The sequence below is a fragment of the Janthinobacterium sp. P210005 genome, from assembly GCF_036231865.1.
Taxonomy (GTDB): Bacteria; Pseudomonadota; Gammaproteobacteria; order Burkholderiales; family Burkholderiaceae_D; genus Janthinobacterium; species Janthinobacterium kumbetense.
This window is the reverse complement of record NZ_JAZARC010000005.1, coordinates 318,898-333,209: the sequence shown is the minus strand read 5'-3', so window position 1 is coordinate 333,209 and position 14,312 is coordinate 318,898. Positions and strand designations below refer to the sequence as shown.

Sequence of the window (14,312 nt, the reverse complement as noted above, 5' to 3'; positions counted from 1 at the left end):
TGGCCCGGCAACCATTCATCCGGCAAGCACCATCCGGCAACCGTCACCTTTCTGGAATTCCCATGCGATTGAGTATTTTCCTGTGCAGCCTTGCGCTGCCGTTGACGGCGCACGTCCGTGCCGAAGACACCCTTCCTTCCGTGACGGTCAATGCGGGCAAGCTGGAGCAGCGCCGCAACGATACCGTCGCCGGCATGGTCGTCGGCCACGATGAGCTGATACGCCAGGGCGACCGCGTCCTGTCCGACGCCTTGAAGCGCCTGCCCGGCATTACCATCGGTGCGCCGGCCGGCACGGGGCAGGGCGGGCAGCTCCAGCTGCGGGGGCTGGGACAGGGCTACACCCTCGTCATGCTCGACGGCGACCCCGTGCCGGCCGGTTTTTCGCTGGACGCGCTGGACCCGGAACTGGTCGAGCGCGTGGAAATCATGCGCGCCGCCACGGCCGAATTTTCCGCCCAGGCGATCGCCGGCTCCATCAATATCGTGCTGAAGAAATCAGCCAAGCGGCGCGAGCGCACCTACAAGCTGGGCGGCTCGGCCAGCAACGGCATGCCCGCCGGCAGCGCCACCGTGCAATGGTCCAGCCAGGACGGGCGCCTGTCGTACGCGCTGGCCGGCACGCTTGGCCACACGGGGCGCCGGGGTTTGCTCGATGAATGGAACCGCGAGTATGCGGCCGGCGGCACGCCCACCGTGGTGCGCCGCATGCCGCTGACCGAGCGCGTGACCAGCGACACGTTCGAGCTGGCGCCCCGCCTGCAATGGGCGCTGGCGGGCGAAGACAGCCTGGCCTGGCAAAGCCTGCTCAACGTGCGTCGCCTGGCCAGCCGCCGCCATGTGGTGGAAGCGGCTTACCTGGGCGGCCATACCGGCTATCCGGACAACGACGCCGCCTTCGACCAGGACAGCAGCACCGTGCGCAGCGACCTGCGCTGGCTGCGCAAGCTGGAAGCTGGCGCCAGCCTCGATGTGAAGCTGGGTGTCGATATCAACCACCGCGGCAGCGATTACCTGTTCCGGGGCGTGGGCGCTCTGCCTGGGCCGGCGAATGTGCGCCTGGTCGACGCGGGCGTGGACGATGTGGGCGTGCAGGCCAGCGGCACCTACCGCCGGGCGCTGGGCGAGGGGCACGCGCTGGCGGCGGGCTGGGACGGGGGCCGCCGGCGGCGCGCGGAGTATCGCCGCGAGCGCCAGCTGGAGCCGGGCGGGCCGCCCGTCCTGCCGGACGCGGACTACGCGGTCACGGTGCGGCGCCTGGCCCTGTTCGCGCAGGATGAGTGGGATGTCTCCGCGCGCTGGTCGCTGTACCTGGGCCTGCGCTGGGAAACCTGGCGCACGGCCAGCGCCACCGGTGGCGCGGACCCTGTCGACGTGCGCGCGCAGGTATGGAGTCCCGTGCTGCAAAGCCTGTGGAAGTTCGCCGGCAAGGACCAGGTGCGCCTGGCCGTCACGCGCACGTACAAGGCGCCGCAGATTTTCCAGCTGATCCCGCGCCCGTATGCGGTCGACAACGGCAATAGCCCCACGAATCCCGACAACCAGGGCAATCCTGCGCTGCGCCCGGAACTGGCGTGGGGCTTGGACGCGGCCTATGAATACTATCTGGGCGAGGGCGCCATGCTCAGTGCCAGCGCCACCTGGCGCCGCATCCGCGACGTGATGCTGGACCGGCTGTACCAGGACAACGGGCGCTGGGTGGCCACGCCCGCCAACAATGGCAGGGCGCAGGTGCGCGGCATCGAACTGGAAGCGAAGCTGCCGCTGGCGGCGCTGTTCCCCCGTGCCCCCGCGCTGGACCTGCGGGCGAATCTGGCGCGCAACTGGTCGGCGGTGGATGCCGTTCCCGGCCCGTACAACCGCCTCGATGGCCAGCCGCCGTGGAGCGCCAACCTGGGCGCGGACTACCAGCTGGCCAGCCGGCCGCTGACCGTGGGCGGCAACCTGCATTACCAGGCGGGAGGGCCGTCGCGCGAGTCAGCCCAGCTGCTGGCCTGGCAAGGCGCCCGGCGCGAACTCGATATGTATGCGCTGTGGAAGGTCAGCGGCACGCTGCGCCTGCGCGTGTCGGGCGCCAACCTGCTGCGGCAGGCGGACCGCACGCGCAGCCTGTACGCGGATGGCGGGGGCAGCGCGCTGCGCACGGTCGATACGGGCACCTACCGCGCTTGGCGCGTGATGCTGGAAGGCGCCCTGTAGCGTCAGTCGTCGACCTCCGCGACGGCGTAGTCCACGCCCTGCGCATCGAGCCAGGCGCGCACGGCGTCCAGGCCGTGCCACGGCTCCGGGCGCAGGTACTGGCATACATACAGGCCGGCCTCCGTCAGCCTGGCGTCCGTGCCGGGCATGCCGTCGGCCGCCTGCGGCAGCGCCGCCAGCAGTTGTTCGATGTGCTGGCGCTGGCCGGCCGTCAGGCTGGCCGCGATCCTGAATTCAAACCCCATGTTTTCCTCCGTGCGATTGGTTGCGGTGCGCTTATTTTATATCATCGAAAAAATCGAATATAGCTTGGCATTCTTTCCGTTTTTGTTTTCCTTTTTGTGCGTGCATACTGCCTGTCACTGACACGCAACATGGCAGCGCAAGAAGGAAAGCGCAAGATTGTGCGGGCCGGATACCACTACTTTGATATTCAATTATTTTCACTGAGGAAAAGATCATGCCTATCGCTACCGCCCAAGCCGCCCAAAAACTGCTGACCCCGAACGACCATACCCTGATCATGATCGACCACCAGTCGCAGATGGCGTTCGCCACGCGCTCCATCGACCTGGCCTTGCTGCGCAACAATGCGGCCCTGGTCGCCAAGGCGGCGGCGGAATTCAAGGTGCCGACGATCCTGACGACGGTGGCGGCCAAATCGTTCTCCGGCCCTATTTTTGACGAAATCCAGTCCGTCTTCCCGGAACAGGCGCCCATCGACCGCACCAGCATGAATACCTGGGAAGATGCGCGCATCGCCGACAAGGTGAATGGCTACGGCAAGGGCAAGATCGTGCTGGCCGGCCTGTGGACGTCCGTGTGCATCGTCGGCCCCGCGCTGTCGGCGCTGGAACAGGGTTTTGACGTGTACGTGATCGCCGACGCCAGCGGCGACGTCTCCGACGAAGCCCATGCGATGGCCATGCAGCGCATGATACAGGCGGGCGCGCAGCCGATGACGTCCGTGCAATACTTGCTGGAACTGCAGCGCGACTGGGCCCGCGGCGAGACCTACAACGAGACGGTGGCGACGGCCGTGGCGCATGGCGGCGGCTATGGCCTGGGCTTGATCTACGCCAAATCCATGTTCAATGCCAGCGAAGGCCATTGAGATTTTATTGATATCGCGCCACCGCCGCCCGCCGGCGGGGGCGTATCCTTCACCTGAATCGGGAGTTCCCATGCATGCACACACGATCTTGCTCAATGGCCGTTTCCACACGGTCGACAGGGCGCAGCCGCTGGCGTCCGCCGTCGCCATCGCCGATGGCAAATTTCTCGCCGTGGGCGACGTCGAGGACGTGATGCGTCATCGCGGCCCCGCCACGCAGGTGATCGACCTGGCTGGCCGCACCGTCATTCCCGGCCTGAACGACTCGCATTTGCACCTGATCCGCGGCGGCTTGAACTACAACCTGGAATTGCGCTGGGAAGGGGTACCCTCGCTGGCCGATGCCTTGCGCATGCTCAAGGAACAGGCGCTGCGCACGCCGAACCCGCAGTGGGTGCGCGTGGTGGGCGGCTGGACGGAATTCCAGTTCGCGGAAAAGCGCATGCCGACCCTCGACGAAATCAACGCGGCCGCGCCCGACACGCCCGTCTTCATCCTGCACCTGTACGACCGCGCCTTGCTGAACCGCGCCGCCCTGCGCGCCGTCGGCTACGACAAGAACACGCCGAACCCGCCCGGCGGCGAGATCGTGCGCGACGCGGCCGGCAACCCCACGGGCCTGCTGATCGCCCGCCCGAACGCCATGATTTTATATGCGACCCTGGCGAAAGGCCCGACCCTGCCGCGCGAATTGCAAGTGAACTCCACGCGCCAGTTCATGCGCGAACTCAACCGTTTGGGCATCACCAGCGCCATCGATGCGGGCGGCGGCTTCCAGAATTATCCCGAGGATTACGCCGTCGTCGACGAACTGGCGCAAAAGGAGCAGTTGACCATCCGCATCGCCTACAACCTGTTTACGCAGAACAAGGGCGCCGAATTGCAGGACTTCCAGAAGTGGACGGGCATGGTCAAGCCGGGCGACGGCACGGACTTTTACCGTCACAACGGCGCCGGCGAAATGCTGGTGTTTTCCGCCGCCGACTTCGAGGATTTCCTCGAACCGCGCCCGGAGCTGGCGGCCGGCATGGAAGACGAGCTGGAAAAGGTCGTGCGCCACCTGGTCGAGCAGCGCTGGCCGTTCCGCCTGCACGCCACCTATGACGAATCGATCGGCCGCATGCTCGACGTGTTCGAAAAGGTCAACCGCGACACGCCGTTCGGCGGCTTGCACTGGCTGTTCGACCACGCGGAAACCATCAGCCCGAAAAATATCGACCGGGTCAAGGCGCTCGGCGGCGGCCTGGCCATCCAGCACCGCATGGCTTTCCAGGGCGAGTACTTCGTCGAGCGCTACGGGGCCGAGGCGGCCAAAGCCACGCCGCCCGTGCAGCGCATGCTGGACGCGGGCGTGCCCGTGGGCGGCGGCACGGACGCCACGCGCGTGGCCAGCTACAACCCGTGGACGGCGCTGTACTGGCTCGTGTCGGGGCGCACCGTGGGCGGCCTGGCCCTGACGGATGCGGCGGGGCGCCTGTCGCGCGACACGGCGCTGGAACTGTGGACGGCGGGCAGCGCCTGGTTTTCCAGCGAGCAAGGCAAGAAGGGGCGCATCCGCGAGGGCATGCTGGCCGACCTGTCCGTGCTGTCGGCCGATTATTTCACGGTGCCGGAAGAGGCGATCAAGTCCATCGAATCCGTGCTGACCATGGTGGGCGGCAAGGTCGTCTACGGCCAGGCGGAATTCACGACCGTGGCGCCGCCCCCGATTCCCGTGCTGCCCGAGTGGTCGCCCGTGCGCGCGGTGCCGGGCCATTACCGGCCCGTGGCCAGGCCGGCGCAGGCGGCCATGCCGCACCAGTGCGCGGGCGCCTGCGGCGTGCACGCCCACGCCCACGACCGGGCGCGCAAGTCGGCCGTGCCGATCAGCGATTTTTCCGGCTTCTGGGGCACGCTGGGCTGCAGCTGCTTCGCTTTCTAGGAGAGGAAATGAGCATGTACTACAAGAAAGTCATCCTGGGCCTGCTGCTGGCCTTTGTCGTGGGCTTCGTCTGCCAGCTGGCGCACATCCCCGTGCCGGCGCCGCCCGTGCTGGGCGCCGCGCTGCTGGTGTTCCTGACCAGCTGCGGCTATTGGCTGACGGGCCTGTATTTGCAGCGCCGTGAAACGCAAGGGGAGGCGCCATGAACGTCATGCTGGCAGGATCGGTGCTGGGATTGCTGGTGGGGGCCGTATGCCGCTGGTTCGACCTGCCCTCGCCCACGCCGCCCACGCCGACCGGCGCGGCGATGGTGGTGGCCATGACCCTGGGTTTTGTCGTGGCGGGGCAGTGGCAGGGTTAGGCGCTTATTTGGACAGGCGCAAAATGGCCGAGGCGAGCCGGGTGAAGCAGGGACTCAGGTCGCTGTCGCTGGCCGCATAGCAATACAGGCCCACGGGTTCGGCCGGCTTGCGGCAAGCCGCTTTCGCATCGGTGGTATTGGCCAGGCAGCGCAGCAAGTCTTCGCCCAGCTCGTTGTCCGGCCCTTCCTTGGTTTTCAGCGATGCGCCCATGCCCAGGGTAAAGACGAAAATGCCTTCCTGGCGCGCCTTGGCCGCCATCGCTTCGACCAGGTTGCGCGAGGCGCGGTGCACATTCGTCCATTGCGCCTGCGCCGTGGCGGTGGAAGCGGTCACGACGCGGGGCGAGTTGGTGACGATGGGAAACTCACGCAGCGCTGCGTCATTCGTCGCGTTATACCATGCGGGAAGCGCGGTGATCTGGCTGGCGGCGCAATCGCCGTACTGGAGCGTGTCGCTCACTTTCATCCGGTACAGGCCTGCCAATGCCGGGTTTTGCAGTTTCGGAAAGGTGGCGAGCCCGCCCGCCGTCTGGCATTTGCCACCGGCATTGGGAAAGTACGAGGAAAACGCCGCCGGCGAGCCATCGGAGAAAAACACGATGACGCGCAGGCTGGAGCGGTTGACCTGCTCGATGTCGTTCAGCTGTTTGCGCGCCTGGAACATGCCGGCGGAAGAGTTGGTGCCGCCGACAAAGGCGAATTGATCGATCTTTCCACCTTTCATGGTCATGCCGCTGCGGTCGAAACCGCGGTCGGTCTGCCTGATCGGGACGTCGATTTGCGCTTCCGAGGCGAAGTGCAGCAAGCCGACCCGGTCGACCGTGGCGTTGAACTTGTTCAGGAAGGACTTGCCCGCCGCCCGCACGGCGTCCGCATTGTGTTCCAGCGAACGCGACGTATCCATCACCAGTACCATGTCCAGGTCCTTGCGGATGGTTTGCGCGCTGGCGGCCACGTCCAGGGTCTTGAAGCCGAGTACGCCCATCAGCGAGACGGGCAGCGAGGCGCTGGCCGAGACGTCGATAGTGACGGTACCCTTGTCGAACGTGACGTCGACGGGATGGAGGGTCGGCGTCGACAGCAGGAAGTGGTCCGGATAATTGACGTCAAAAAAATCCTTTGCCGACTGGCGCGCCCTGGTCCGCTGTTCCTCTTCCGAGTTGCCCGCGGTGACGCCGCGCGCCGCCGCCAGGCTGGCCGAGTCGACGGCCGCGTTGAGCTTGGCCTTGACGAAGTAGCCGAGGGCCGAATCGATGGCCAGGCCCACGGAGGCGATCAGGACGACGGCCGACAGCGCCACCATGACCAGGACTTGCCCGCCTTGCCGCTTGTGTGGAATGCGCATCAGAATACCGTCATCGAAGTCAGGTTGGGCGCCAGTACGGGCGTCGTGCTGTTGCCAAATTTCAATGTGCCGAACAGCATGTCGAAATTGTAGAAAGTTTCCACGGCGTAAATCAGTTCGCCGTCGGCCAGCTGGTTCTGCATCAATGACACCGTGGGGGCGTATTCGTCCTTGGCGATGCCGGTGCACGTGCCATCGCGCCAGCTGCCGCATTGCCACACCTGGCTGGCGGGCAGGTAGCCGCTGGCCTTCGCGCCGGCGTCCCAGCGGTACTGTTCCAGCACGATATTGCGCAAGCCGCTCTGCGCCGTGTAACCCATGATCTTGGTGATGTAGATCATGCCGCGCCCGTGCATGTCCAGCGGCGGCGTGCTGGCGGCCAGCGCATTCATGATGCCCTGGCTGGAGCCGCTCAGGTCGGACGTGGCGCGCGCGGACAGGTTGGCGCCTTCGCGGCTGATATTGAGCAGGATGGTCTTGGCCTGGATGGCGCGCGACAGGTCGGCCAGCATGAACAGCAGCAAGGCCAGCAAGGGCAGCACGATGGCAAATTCGATGGCGGCGATGCCGCGCGCGGCGCGGCGCGGAAAACGGGGAGCGGGTGCGCGCATCACAGGCCGCCAAAGCTTTCATTGCGCATGGTGGCCGCCACCACGAAATGCGCCTGGCCATCGCGGAACAGGGCACGGATCATGGGTGTGGCGAACGCCCAGCGGCAATCGACAGAAATGACGACGATATCGCCGGCCTGGCCGAACATGGCGGCGCCTACCGCATCGCTGCCGTTGACGGAGATCACGGGGCTGACCTTGTCATACATGCCCATGGAACTGTCGCGTATTTTTTGCATGACGGCGTGGTAGCGCTGCTGGTTGGCGCTGTCGGGGTCGAGGTCCTTGGCCCCCGTGACGGCATAGCGCGCGCCTTCGCGCACCGCGTGCTGCATGGTCATATTGGCAAAATAAGCCATGCTCAATTCAATGATGCCGATTATCAGCATGAGAAAGACCGGTGTTATCAGGGCCAATTCGACCAGGGTGGCGCCACCCTGTCCGCTGTGCTTGCGGAATATGCGGGAATCGGCCTGTTTTAAACGCATGGGAATAATCCGGTTAAGTTCCGCGATGACGAATGTCGGGCGGATGGCATTGCGCCATTTGACTGGCAATTATTCTATATCGATTTTCAAGGGCGTGTCCGCCATTTAAATTATTACAGGTCAAGATAATCGCAATTAACTGCGTTATTTCAAACGTGCCGGCCCCGTCGCTACAGGGCCGGGAGTAATATGCGCGGGTATGAAAACAGGCCTGGTGTCAGGATTGTCCTGCGTGCAGGCAAGGACTTGTTTTGCAAGGTGATGCAACAAAAATGCTGCAATGTAAGCAACAGCAGCGGCGGCAGCAGCGATGGCGCGCCCGTGGCGCACCCGCCCCGGCCACGCTGCCCATCCATCGGCTCACGCCCGGCATGCGGCGACCGCTGCCCTGGGGCACGCACCGCGTTGGCGCGTGCCGGCCCAAGGCCTCTTCCTTTGTGCCCCCATGACTTCTTTCCCCCGCGTGCGGCAGCAGAAGGCGCGCGCGGACGAGGCAGGCAAGCCGATTCGGATCAACAGCATTCCCCGATGGGAGTGGGCTACAAGTAAAGAGGTAAAGCATGTCAACAAACAATGTCATACGCGTCATGCTGGTGTCGGACCACAAGACCTGGCTGTGGGGCCTGGAGCAGTTGCTCGCCGGCGCCCAGCCGCCGATGCAGGTGGTGGCCAGCTCCACCGAGATCGACAGCGCGCTGCTGCTGGCGCGCACCCTGTGTCCCGACGTCATCGTGCTCGACGCCGATCTGGGCTGCGGCGGCGCCTGCGCCATCGATTATCTGCCGCAGCTGCTGGGCAATGGCGTGTCGCGCGCATTGCTGTTCAGCGGCACGCAGGACCAGGCCGCCTGCGGGCGCGCCGTGCGCAGCGGCGCGCGCGCCGTGGTGGGCAAGGAAACGCCCGTCAAGCAAATGGTCGACGCCATCGCCCGCCTGCATCAAGGCGAATTGTGCCTGGACCCGGCGCTGCTCGACAGCATGCTGGGCGTGCTGAACAAGCCGGAAGCGGCGCCCGACCCGGAAGAGCAGCGCATCGCCAGGCTGACGCTGAAGGAGCGCAAGATCGTGGCCATGATGGTGGAAGGAAATGGCGCGCTGAACCGTGCGATCGCCCAGCGCGCTTTTATCTCGGAGCAAACCTTGCGTAATCATTTGACATCGATCTACAGCAAGCTCGATGTCACCAACCGCCTGGAATTATATGTGTACGCCACCCGCAACCGGCTGGCCGAACCCGTCCATGCGGAGTGACAGTACATATGTCCTGATTATAGACAAAAAATTAAGATGGTTTGTACTGCGCATAAAATGACTTTTCTCTGATTCGATTTAATGTTTGTTTATATAAAATACACGCATCAGAAATTGGCAAATAAAAACAAAGAGAATGTTTTTATTTTCAGACTGTATTTTCAGTTTTTATCATGTTTAAAACTTGACCTGAAAGGGAATAATATGAATTTCATTAAAAACTTTATCGCCGAAGAAGATGGCGTGACGGCCATCGAATATGCGCTGATCGCTGCGCTGGTGGCTGCGGCGCTGGTCACGGCCGTCGGCTATTTCACCACCGGCCTCGATGGCGCCTTCAAGGCGATCGGCACCAAGCTGACGGGCGCGGCGATCTAAGGCGCCTGCCCACCGCGCTGCACCCCGACAGGCCGGCTGCCCCTGCGCACCGGCCTGCCGACTTCCCGCCCAACGATGCGCATGCCGTCATGCCATCGGCTTGCATCAGGTACACGATGGACCCTCATTCTTTCTGGACGTTCAGCCCCGCCACGGTCTTGTGGGGGCTGCTTGCCGCGGCTGTCTGGCATGACATGCGCCGCCGGCGCATTCCCAACCGGCTGGTGTTCTCCGGCGCCTTGCTTGGCGTGCTGCTCAACAGCGTGGTCTGGCCCGGGGTGACGCCGGCCGGGCCGTGGCTGGCGCTGGGCGGCCTGGCCGTCGGCCTGGGCTTGCTGCTGCCTATGTACGCGATGAAGGCGCTGGGCGCGGGCGACGTCAAGCTGATGGCGATGGTGGGGGCTTTTCTTGGCCCGCGCCCCGCCGTGTTTGCCGTGCTGTGCAGCCTGCTGGCGGGCGGCGTGCTGGCGCTGGCCGTCGCCCTGTGCCAGGGCACGCTGCGCCAGGCGATGAGCAATGCCCGGCAATTGCTGCTGCAAGGCTGGCTGCGCGCCGCCGCAGGCGAAGTGCCGCGGGTCGATGCGCCCGCCGTGCCGGGCGGCAAACTGCCGTACGCGATCGCCATTGCCGCCGGCACCGCCATCTGGCTGGCCCTGGCGGCCGGCGGCTATGCATGATGTGCCCGCCCGGAAACCCAAGTTTTACCAAGAGGAAAAATCATGAGAAATAGCCGCGTTGCGATCGTGCTGCTGCTGGCGTTGCTGATGGCGGGGGGCGCCGTGCTGGCGGCGGCCCGCTGGATGTCGGGACAAGGCGCGCCGGCCAGCCAGACGGTGATGGTCGCGCTGGTCGATATCGGCGTGGGCGCGAAGGTGACGCCGGCCATGCTGCGCGGCATGGACTGGCCGGCGGGCGCCATGCCGCCGGGGGCGTTTGGCGAGGCCGGCGCGCTGGACGGGCGCATCACGCGCACGGCCGTCAGCAAGGGCGAGCCTGTGCTGGAAAGCAAGCTCGCGCCGCCCGGCGCCACGGGCGGCCTGTCGGCCATCGTGGCTGCCGGCAAGCGCGCCATGACCGTGCGCGTCAACGACGTGGTGGGCGTGGCCGGCTTCGCCCTGCCGGGCAATTTCGTCGACATTCTCGTGCATACGCAGGATGACCGCGCCAGGCCGGCGGGCGGCGGGCCGCTGGCCATTTCCAAGATCGTGCTGGAACGCATCCTGGTGCTGGCCGTGGCGCAAGAGTCCGGCCGCGACGACAACAAGCCCAAGGTGGTCAATGCCGTGACCCTGGAGCTGACGCCGGAGCAGGTGGAAAAGCTGGACCTGGCGCGCAGCGTGGGCAGTCTGTCGCTGGTGCTGCGCAACCAGGTCGATCCGGCGCCCGTCACCACGGGCGGCGCCACCAAGGAGTCGCTGCTGGAACTGAAGGCGCCGGCGGCCGCACCGGTGCGCGCGGCGCGGCGCCAGGCGGCCCCCCCACGCGCTCCCGCGCGCGACAGCATCACCGTCATCAAGGGCATGGATACGAGCGTCCAGCAATTTTAAAAATCAGCAGGCAAGCGAGCAAGGATGATCGATGAATAAATTTCGTAAGCACGCCGCGAGTGCGGGCATGCGCCTGGCCCTGACGCTGGGCGGCGCGGCGGCAAGCCTGGCCTGGCCAAGCGGCGCCAGCGCGGCGGCGCCGGCCCGGCAGGCCGTCATGTCGCCCGTCGCGGCGCCGGCCATGTCGCTGGGCGCCGATATCGCCCGCCTGGGCGCGCCCGTGCGCATCGCCGTGGGCAAGTCCACCTTGCGCAGCCTGAGCCTGCCGGTGTCGCAGATCGCCGTCAACGATCCGCGGGTGGCCGGCGCCAGGATGCTGGGCTCGTCCAGCCAGCTGTTCGTCTGGGGCCTGGCCCCGGGCAGCACCAACCTGATCCTGTGGGACCGGCAGCAGCGCCCCGTGATCGTCGATATCGAAGTCGAGATCGATGTCGAGGGCTTGCAGGCGCAGCTGGCCTATGTCTTCCCCGGCGAGCGCGCCGTCAAGGCTGGCGCGGCCGGCGGCAGCATTGTGCTGTCGGGGCAGGTGAGCGACAGCGTCAAGGCCAGCCAGATCCTGGACATGGCGCAAGCCTATGCGCAGCGCGGCGCCGGCGAAGCGGCCGCGCCGGCCGACGGCGCCGCCAGCGCGGCCGACGGCGCCGCCAGCGCGGCCGGCGGCGTCAAGGTCATCAACATGCTGACGATCGCGGCGCCGCAACAGGTCATGCTGGAAGTGAAAATCGCCGAAGTGTCGAAGACCCTGGTCGACCAGCTGGGCGCCAGCGTGGGCATCAGCGGCACGCGCGGCAACTGGAGCTACGGCTTGCTGTCGAACCTGCTCAGCGGCAACCCCAGCCAGCTGGGCGCCGTGCACGGCAAGAATGGCAACGGGCTGACGCTCGACGCGCAAAAGCGCGACGGCCTGGTGAAGGTGCTGGCCGAACCGAACATCATGGCCATCAGTGGCCAGGAAGCCAGTTTCCTGGCGGGCGGCAAGATTTTCATTCCGGTCGCGCAAGACAGCACCACCAACAAGATCACGCTGGAGGAAAAGGAATTCGGCATTGCCGTCAAGTTCACGCCCACCGTGCTGGAAGGCGGGCGCATCAACCTGAAGGTGGCGCCGGAAGTATCGGAGTTGAACCGCGAAGGCATCGGCATCACCACCGGTGGTGGCGCCACCGCCAATGCCGTGTTGCCGGCCTTTACCACGCGGCGCACCACCACCACGGTGCAGCTGTTCGACGGCCAGAGTTTTGCCGTGGGTGGTTTGATCAAGAACAATGTGACGACCAATATCAAGGCCTTGCCCTTCTTGGGCGAGATCCCCGTGCTGGGCGCGCTGTTCCGCAGCAGCGATTTCCAGACCGACCGTACCGAGCTGGTGTTCATCATCACGCCGCACCTGGTCAAGCCGCTCGACGGCACGCTTGACGGCGATATCGTCTTGCCGACCGACGCCTATGTGGCGCCCAGCCGCAGCGAGTTCTTCTTGCAAGGAAAAATGGAAGGCGCTGGCGCGCCACGGCCACGGCAGGAAGCGGCCACGCAGACGGCGCCCGCCGGCCCGGACACTCACTAGGAGCACATCATGCAGCATTCCCTTTCCCTCTCTGTGCTGCTGGCCGCCCTGGCCGCCAGCGGCTGCGCCGCCACGCCGAACCTGGACCGCCAGTTCGGCCACAGCGTCGAGCAGCTGCGCCTGCGGCAAGTGCTGTCGCCGCAGGCGGGCGCGAACCGCGATCCCGTGGCCGGCATGGACGGCAAGGCCGCCCAGGCCGCCTACGCGGCGTACCAGAAAAGCTTTGCCGCGCCCGCGCCGCAAGGGGCCGCCTTCACCATCGGCGTCGGGGGGCGCCAGTGAAGCTGGCACCGTCACCACAGAACCCGCAAGGCATATCGTGAAAATCGCCATCCATTCCACGGATCAAAAAACGCTGTCCGAACTGGGGCGGCTGCTGCGCAGCCGCAACCGGCTCGACGAGATCAACGCGGGCGGCGAAACGCTGGAACCGCTGCAGGCGGCGCAATCGCTGCCCGACGTGCTGATCTTCGACCGCCCGTCGAACGACGGCGCCGACCTGGCCGCCATCGAACGCCTCAGCAACCAGCATCCGCGCATGGCCTTCATCGTGCTGTGCCACCAGCAGGCGCCTGAATTCCTGCTGCAGGCCATGCGCGCGGGCGTGCGCGACGTGCTGCCGTTTCCCGCCGCGCCGGCCAGCCTGTATGCGGCGCTCGAACGCATCGAGGAAAAGCTGGAGCGGCGCGAGCATGGCAACGGCAAGGTGCTGGCCTTCATCTCCTGCAAGGGCGGCAGCGGCGCCACCTTCATCGCCAGCAACCTCGGTTATGCGCTGGCCGCCGGCGGCCAGCAGCGCGTTGCCCTGATCGACATGAACCTGCATTTTGGCGACGCCTCGCTCTTCGTGTCCGAGAACAAGCCGCTGGCCACGCTGTCCGACGTCACGCGCGACATCCACCGGCTCGACGCCTCGTTCCTGGCATCGAGCATGCTGCACATCCTGCCCAACTACAGCGTGCTGGCCGCGCCCGAGGATCCGGCGCACGCCAGCGAAGTGGCGCCCGAGCACATCGACGCAGTCATCCGGCAAGCCAGGCGCCAGTACGATTTCATCGTGCTCGACGTGGGCCGCAACCTCGACGCCGTCAGCGTGCGCGCGCTGGACCACGCCGACATGATCTTCCCCGTCCTGCAGGCGACCTTGCCGTACATCCGCGACGGCAAGCGCCTGCTGGGCATGTTCCGCTCGCTCGAATACGCGAAGGACAAGGTGCATATCATCGTCAACCGCCACGACAAGGGCGGCGAAATCCGCCTGCGCGACCTGGAAGCGGCGTACGGCACGGCGGTCTACCGCACGGTGCCGAATCACTACGCCTCGGCCGCCGCCTCGGTCAACCAGGGCGTGCCTATCCTGCAGCTCGACAAGGCCAGCCCGATCACCCGCTCGCTGCAGGAGTTCGCCGCCAGCCTGGCCGGCGGCGCGGCCAGCACGGCGCGCCAGGGCTGGCTCGGCCGCGTCCTGCGGCGCGCCTGATCCACGCGCTTGATCCCCATCCCAGAACAGGAGCATTTCATGGCTACTTCCCCCA

The 14,312-nt window shown here is 65.9% G+C and carries 16 protein-coding genes; 12 read left to right on the top strand and 4 right to left on the bottom strand.

The genetic code is table 11. The annotated features are described in order from the left end of the window. The first annotated feature begins 62 nt into the window (after positions 1–62). On the top strand, positions 63–2,198 hold the full coding sequence (locus VPH40_RS20740) for a TonB-dependent receptor plug domain-containing protein (RefSeq protein ID WP_328574382.1): 2,136 nt from the start codon (positions 63–65) through the stop codon (positions 2,196–2,198). A 2-nt stretch (positions 2,199–2,200) separates the two neighbouring features. Here VPH40_RS20740 and VPH40_RS20735 read toward each other — a convergent pair whose 3' ends face one another. After that, a complete protein-coding gene (locus tag VPH40_RS20735; RefSeq protein ID WP_251350752.1) occupies positions 2,201–2,443 on the bottom strand; it encodes a hypothetical protein in 243 nt (80 codons plus the stop codon). Positions 2,444–2,658: 215 nt separating this feature from the next. On the opposite strand from VPH40_RS20735, the gene VPH40_RS20730 reads away from it, so the two are divergent. The 4 genes from VPH40_RS20730 (at position 2,659) to VPH40_RS20715 (ending at position 5,594) form a co-directional block, all read left to right on the top strand. After that, complete coding sequence (locus tag VPH40_RS20730) at positions 2,659–3,312, top strand: hydrolase (RefSeq protein WP_251350751.1); 654 nt, start codon at positions 2,659–2,661, stop codon at positions 3,310–3,312. 70 nt (positions 3,313–3,382) lie between these two features. Then, positions 3,383–5,233 carry an amidohydrolase gene (locus tag VPH40_RS20725; protein ID WP_328574381.1) on the top strand — a complete coding sequence of 617 codons (1,851 nt, stop codon included), beginning with the start codon at positions 3,383–3,385 and terminating at the stop codon, positions 5,231–5,233. Between the two features lie 8 nt (positions 5,234–5,241). After that, entirely contained in the window at positions 5,242–5,439 is a 198-nt protein-coding gene (locus tag VPH40_RS20720) for a DUF1427 family protein (RefSeq protein WP_251351864.1), read from the top strand. Next, positions 5,436–5,594: a XapX domain-containing protein gene (locus VPH40_RS20715; RefSeq protein WP_077401676.1), complete on the top strand. Its 159-nt coding sequence runs from the start codon at positions 5,436–5,438 to the stop codon at positions 5,592–5,594. The genes VPH40_RS20720 and VPH40_RS20715 overlap by 4 nt, the downstream gene beginning before the upstream one ends. Before the next feature lie 4 nt (positions 5,595–5,598). Here the strand turns inward: VPH40_RS20715 and VPH40_RS20710 are convergent, their stop codons facing one another. From VPH40_RS20710 to VPH40_RS20700, 3 genes are read right to left on the bottom strand one after another with little or no spacing between them, the layout of a single operon-like run. Continuing rightward, positions 5,599–6,939: a TadE/TadG family type IV pilus assembly protein gene (locus VPH40_RS20710; protein WP_328574380.1), complete on the bottom strand. Its 1,341-nt coding sequence runs from the start codon at positions 6,937–6,939 to the stop codon at positions 5,599–5,601. After that, positions 6,939–7,550 (bottom strand): TadE/TadG family type IV pilus assembly protein, encoded by a 612-nt coding sequence (locus tag VPH40_RS20705; RefSeq protein ID WP_289911969.1) that lies wholly within the window; start codon positions 7,548–7,550, stop codon positions 6,939–6,941. The genes VPH40_RS20710 and VPH40_RS20705 overlap by 1 nt, the downstream gene beginning before the upstream one ends. Then, complete coding sequence (locus VPH40_RS20700) at positions 7,550–8,038, bottom strand: TadE/TadG family type IV pilus assembly protein (protein WP_328574379.1); 489 nt, start codon at positions 8,036–8,038, stop codon at positions 7,550–7,552. Before VPH40_RS20700 ends, VPH40_RS20705 begins: the two co-directional genes overlap by 1 nt. A gap of 560 nt (positions 8,039–8,598) precedes the next feature. On the opposite strand from VPH40_RS20700, the gene VPH40_RS20695 reads away from it, so the two are divergent. The 7 genes from VPH40_RS20695 (at position 8,599) to VPH40_RS20665 (ending at position 14,257) form a co-directional block, all read left to right on the top strand. Beyond that, entirely contained in the window at positions 8,599–9,288 is a 690-nt protein-coding gene (locus VPH40_RS20695) for a LuxR C-terminal-related transcriptional regulator (RefSeq protein WP_253192842.1), read from the top strand. 204 nt (positions 9,289–9,492) lie between these two features. Then, complete coding sequence (locus VPH40_RS20690; RefSeq protein ID WP_071650303.1) at positions 9,493–9,666, top strand: Flp family type IVb pilin; 174 nt, start codon at positions 9,493–9,495, stop codon at positions 9,664–9,666. 116 nt (positions 9,667–9,782) lie between these two features. Further along, positions 9,783–10,343, top strand: coding sequence for an A24 family peptidase (locus tag VPH40_RS20685; RefSeq protein WP_328574378.1), 561 nt, complete (start codon positions 9,783–9,785; stop codon positions 10,341–10,343). Positions 10,344–10,385: 42 nt separating this feature from the next. Next, positions 10,386–11,213, top strand: coding sequence for a Flp pilus assembly protein CpaB (cpaB, locus tag VPH40_RS20680; protein WP_099664843.1), 828 nt, complete (start codon positions 10,386–10,388; stop codon positions 11,211–11,213). Positions 11,214–11,244: 31 nt separating this feature from the next. Continuing rightward, positions 11,245–12,777, top strand: a complete 1,533-nt coding sequence (locus VPH40_RS20675) for a type II and III secretion system protein family protein (protein WP_328574377.1) — start codon at positions 11,245–11,247, stop codon at positions 12,775–12,777. A 9-nt stretch (positions 12,778–12,786) separates the two neighbouring features. Next, the gene (locus VPH40_RS20670; protein ID WP_289911964.1) at positions 12,787–13,059 is read left to right on the top strand and encodes a hypothetical protein; all 273 of its coding nucleotides are present in this window, start codon (positions 12,787–12,789) and stop codon (positions 13,057–13,059) included. Between the two features lie 37 nt (positions 13,060–13,096). Continuing rightward, positions 13,097–14,257, top strand: a complete 1,161-nt coding sequence (locus VPH40_RS20665) for an AAA family ATPase (protein WP_077401700.1) — start codon at positions 13,097–13,099, stop codon at positions 14,255–14,257. The last annotated feature ends 55 nt before the right edge of the window (positions 14,258–14,312 follow it).

Excerpts from the sequence above, each read along its gene's own strand:
- VPH40_RS20675 (WP_328574377.1), top strand. The coding sequence starts at position 11,245 with ATGAATAAATTTCGTAAGCACGCCGCGAGTGCGGGCATGCGCCTGGCC.
- VPH40_RS20735 (WP_251350752.1), bottom strand. The coding sequence starts at position 2,443 with ATGGGGTTTGAATTCAGGATCGCGGCCAGCCTGACGGCCGGCCAGCGC.
- VPH40_RS20710 (WP_328574380.1), bottom strand. The coding sequence starts at position 6,939 with ATGCGCATTCCACACAAGCGGCAAGGCGGGCAAGTCCTGGTCATGGTG.
- VPH40_RS20685 (WP_328574378.1), top strand. The coding sequence starts at position 9,783 with ATGGACCCTCATTCTTTCTGGACGTTCAGCCCCGCCACGGTCTTGTGG.
- VPH40_RS20690 (WP_071650303.1), top strand. The coding sequence starts at position 9,493 with ATGAATTTCATTAAAAACTTTATCGCCGAAGAAGATGGCGTGACGGCC.
- VPH40_RS20715 (WP_077401676.1), top strand. The coding sequence starts at position 5,436 with ATGAACGTCATGCTGGCAGGATCGGTGCTGGGATTGCTGGTGGGGGCC.
- VPH40_RS20740 (WP_328574382.1), top strand. The coding sequence starts at position 63 with ATGCGATTGAGTATTTTCCTGTGCAGCCTTGCGCTGCCGTTGACGGCG.
- VPH40_RS20700 (WP_328574379.1), bottom strand. The coding sequence starts at position 8,038 with ATGCGTTTAAAACAGGCCGATTCCCGCATATTCCGCAAGCACAGCGGA.
- VPH40_RS20695 (WP_253192842.1), top strand. The coding sequence starts at position 8,599 with ATGTCAACAAACAATGTCATACGCGTCATGCTGGTGTCGGACCACAAG.
- VPH40_RS20730 (WP_251350751.1), top strand. The coding sequence starts at position 2,659 with ATGCCTATCGCTACCGCCCAAGCCGCCCAAAAACTGCTGACCCCGAAC.
- cpaB (WP_099664843.1), top strand. The coding sequence starts at position 10,386 with ATGAGAAATAGCCGCGTTGCGATCGTGCTGCTGCTGGCGTTGCTGATG.
- VPH40_RS20725 (WP_328574381.1), top strand. The coding sequence starts at position 3,383 with ATGCATGCACACACGATCTTGCTCAATGGCCGTTTCCACACGGTCGAC.
- VPH40_RS20705 (WP_289911969.1), bottom strand. The coding sequence starts at position 7,550 with ATGCGCGCACCCGCTCCCCGTTTTCCGCGCCGCGCCGCGCGCGGCATC.
- VPH40_RS20670 (WP_289911964.1), top strand. The coding sequence starts at position 12,787 with ATGCAGCATTCCCTTTCCCTCTCTGTGCTGCTGGCCGCCCTGGCCGCC.
- VPH40_RS20720 (WP_251351864.1), top strand. The coding sequence starts at position 5,242 with ATGAGCATGTACTACAAGAAAGTCATCCTGGGCCTGCTGCTGGCCTTT.